The sequence below is a fragment of the Streptomyces sp. URMC 126 genome, from assembly GCF_051386555.1.
GTDB lineage: Bacteria > Actinomycetota > Actinomycetes > Streptomycetales > Streptomycetaceae > Streptomyces.
Map to the genome: position 1 here is coordinate 1 of NZ_JBPQTX010000478.1, position 3,683 is coordinate 3,683.

Here is a 3,683-nt window from a genome sequence, read left to right on the forward strand (position 1 = left end):
CACCCCCACCCGACCGCCGCGTCGTACGCTGGAGACACACCCGGCTCGTCCCTCACGCGTCGGGCGATTCGTGTTGTCACCCTCCCGGGACGGAAGCCCCTCATGAGCTTGCACGGTCTGCTCGACGCCGTCGTCAACGATCCGGCGCTCGCCGAAGCGGTGAAGGCCGCGGGCGACGGCAACCGGCCGCACATCGACCTCGTCGGACCGCCCGCCGCCCGGCCCTTCTCCATCGCCGCCCTGGCCCGCACCGGCCGGCCCGTCCTGGCGGTCACCGCCACCGGGCGGGAGGCCGAGGACCTGGCCGCCGCGCTGCGCTCGCTCCTGCCGCCGGACGGCGTCGTCGAGTACCCGTCCTGGGAGACGCTGCCGCACGAGCGCCTCTCGCCGCGCTCGGACACCGTCGGCCGCCGGCTGGCCGTGCTCCGCCGGCTCGCCCACCCCAGCCCCGACGACCCGGCCGCCGGGCCGGTCAGCGTCGTCGTCGCGCCCGTCAGGTCGGTGCTCCAGCCGCAGGTCAAGGGGCTCGGAGACCTGGAGCCCGTCAGCCTGCGCAGCGGGCAGAGCGCCGACCTCGGCGATGTGACGGAGGCGCTGGCCGCCGCCGCGTACGCCCGCGTCGAGCTGGTCGAGAAGCGCGGCGAGTTCGCCGTCCGCGGTGGCATCCTCGACGTCTTCCCGCCCACCGAGGAGCACCCGCTGCGGGTGGAGTTCTGGGGCGACGACGTGGAGGAGATCCGCTACTTCAAGGTGGCCGACCAGCGGTCCCTGGAGGTGGCCGAGCACGGGCTGTGGGCGCCGCCCTGCCGGGAGCTGCTGCTCACCGACGCCGTCCGGGAGCGGGCCGCCGCGCTCGCCGAGGACCACCCGGAGCTGGGCGAACTCCTCGGGAAGATCGCCGAGGGCATCGCGGTCGAGGGCATGGAGTCCCTCGCCCCGGTGCTGGTGGACGACATGGAGCTGCTGCTCGACGTCCTCCCGGCCGGCAGCATGGCCGTCGTCTGCGACCCGGAGCGGGTGCGGACCCGCGCCGCGGACCTCGTCGCCACCTCGCAGGAGTTCCTCCAGGCGTCCTGGGCCGCCACCGCGGGCGGCGGCGAGGCGCCCATCGACGTGGACGCCGCCTCGCTGTGGAGCATCGCCGACGTCCGCGACCGGGCCCGCGAACTGGGCATGATGTGGTGGTCCGTCAGCCCCTTCGCGGCCGACGAGGACCTCGACAGCGACACCCTCACGCTCGGTATGCACGCCCCCGAGTCCTACCGCGGCGACACCGCCCGCGCCCTGGCCGACACCAAGGGCTGGCTGGCCGACGGCTGGCGGACGCTGTTCCTCACCGAGGGGCACGGGCCGGCCGCGCGGACGGTGGAGGTGCTGGGCGGCGAGGGCATCCCGGCCCGGCTCGACGCCGAACTCGACGACTTCTCCCCGGCCCTGGTGCACGTCTCCTGCGGGAGCCTCGACAGCGGCTTCGTCCACCCGGACCTGAAGATCGCCGTGCTCACGGAGACCGACCTCTCCGGCCAGAAGTCCGCGAGCAAGGACATGGGCCGGATGCCGGCCCGCCGCCGCAAGACCATCGACCCGCTGACCCTCCAGGCGGGCGACTACATCGTCCACGAACAGCACGGCGTCGGCCGCTACATCGAGATGGTGCAGCGCACCGTCCAGGGCGCCACCCGCGAGTACCTGCTCGTCGAGTACGCCCCCGCCAAGCGCGGCCAGCCCGGCGACCGCCTCTACATCCCCACCGACCAGCTGGAACAGGTCACCAAGTACGTGGGCGGCGAGGCCCCCACGCTGCACCGGCTCGGCGGTGCCGACTGGACCAAGACCAAGGCGCGCGCCAAGAAGGCGGTCAAGGAGATCGCCGCCGACCTGATCAAGCTCTACTCGGCGAGGATGGCCGCCCCCGGCCACTCCTTCGGCCCGGATACCCCCTGGCAGCGGGAGCTGGAGGACGCCTTCCCGTACGCCGAGACGCCCGACCAGCTCACCACCATCGCCGAGGTCAAGGAGGACATGGAGAAGTCCGTCCCCATGGACCGCCTGGTCTGCGGCGACGTCGGCTACGGCAAGACGGAGATCGCGGTCCGCGCGGCCTTCAAGGCGGTGCAGGACGGCAAGCAGGTGGCGGTGCTGGTGCCCACCACGCTCCTCGTCCAGCAGCACTTCGGCACCTTCTCCGAGCGGTACGCCCAGTTCCCCGTGGTGGTGAAGGCGCTGTCCCGCTTCCAGACCGACACCGAGGCCAAGGCGGTGCTGGAAGGGCTGCGGGAGGGGTCCGTGGACGTCGTCATCGGCACCCACCGGCTGTTCTCCTCCGAGACCAAGTTCAAGGACCTGGGCCTGGTCATCGTCGACGAGGAGCAGCGCTTCGGCGTCGAGCACAAGGAGCAGCTGAAGAAGCTGCGGGCCAACGTGGACGTGCTCACCATGTCCGCGACGCCGATCCCCCGGACGCTGGAGATGGCCGTCACCGGCATCCGCGAGATGTCCACGATCACCACTCCGCCGGAGGAGCGCCACCCGGTCCTCACCTTCGTCGGCCCCTACGACCCCAAGCAGATCGGCGCCGCCATCCGGCGCGAACTACTCCGCGAGGGGCAGGTCTTCTACATCCACAACCGCGTCGAGTCCATCGACCGGGCCGCCGCCCGGCTGCGCGAGATCGTCCCCGAGGCGCGGATCGCCACGGCGCACGGGCAGATGTCGGAGTCCGCGCTGGAGCAGGTCGTGGTCGACTTCTGGGAGAAGAAGTTCGACGTGCTGGTCTCCACGACGATCGTCGAGTCCGGCATCGACATCTCCAACGCCAACACCCTCATCGTCGAGCGCGGCGACAACTTCGGCCTCTCCCAGCTCCACCAGCTCCGCGGCCGCGTGGGCCGCAGCCGCGAGCGCGGGTACGCCTACTTCCTGTACCCGCCGGAGAAGCCGCTGACCGAGACCGCGCACGAGCGGCTGGCCACCATCGCCCAGCACACCGAGATGGGCGCCGGCATGTACGTGGCGATGAAGGACCTGGAGATCCGCGGCGCGGGCAACCTGCTGGGCGGCGAACAGTCCGGGCACATCGCCGGCGTCGGCTTCGACCTCTACATCCGCATGGTCGGCGAGGCGGTCGCGGACTACCGCGCCTCCCTGGAAGCGGGCGGAGCGGAAGAGCCGCCGCCCCTCGAGGTCAAGATCGAACTGCCGGTGGACGCCCACGTCCCGCACGACTACGCGCCGGGCGAGCGGCTGCGCCTCCAGGCGTACCGCGCCATCGCCTCCGCCAACAGCGAGGAGGACATCAAGGCCGTCCGCGAGGAACTGACCGACCGCTACGGCAAGCTCCCCGAGCCGGTGGAGAACCTGCTGCTCGTCGCGGGCCTGCGCATGCTCGCCCGGGCCTGCGGCGTCACGGACATCACCCTCCAGGGCTCCAACGTCCGCTTCGGCCCGGTCGAGCTGCGCGAGTCGCAGGAACTGCGGCTCAAGCGGCTCTACCCGCGTACGGTCATGAAGCCCGCCAACCGGCAGATCCTCGTGCCCCGGCCCGCCACCCGCCCCATCGGCGGCAAGCCGCTGGTCGGCCGGGAACTGCTGGCCTGGACCGGCGAGTTCCTCACCACCATCCTCGGCTGACCGGCCGCGCCCGGGCCCCCGGTCTCCGAACGGCTCGGACCCCGCCCCGAGGC

1 protein-coding gene is annotated in these 3,683 nt (G+C 72.3%); it reads left to right on the forward strand.

Translation table 11 applies throughout. The features are described from left to right. Positions 1-102 precede the first annotated feature (102 nt). Positions 103-3,630 carry a transcription-repair coupling factor gene (mfd, locus tag ACSNOK_RS31640; RefSeq protein WP_436784237.1) on the forward strand — a complete coding sequence of 1,176 codons (3,528 nt, stop codon included), beginning with the start codon at positions 103-105 and terminating at the stop codon, positions 3,628-3,630. Positions 3,631-3,683: the final 53 nt, after the last annotated feature.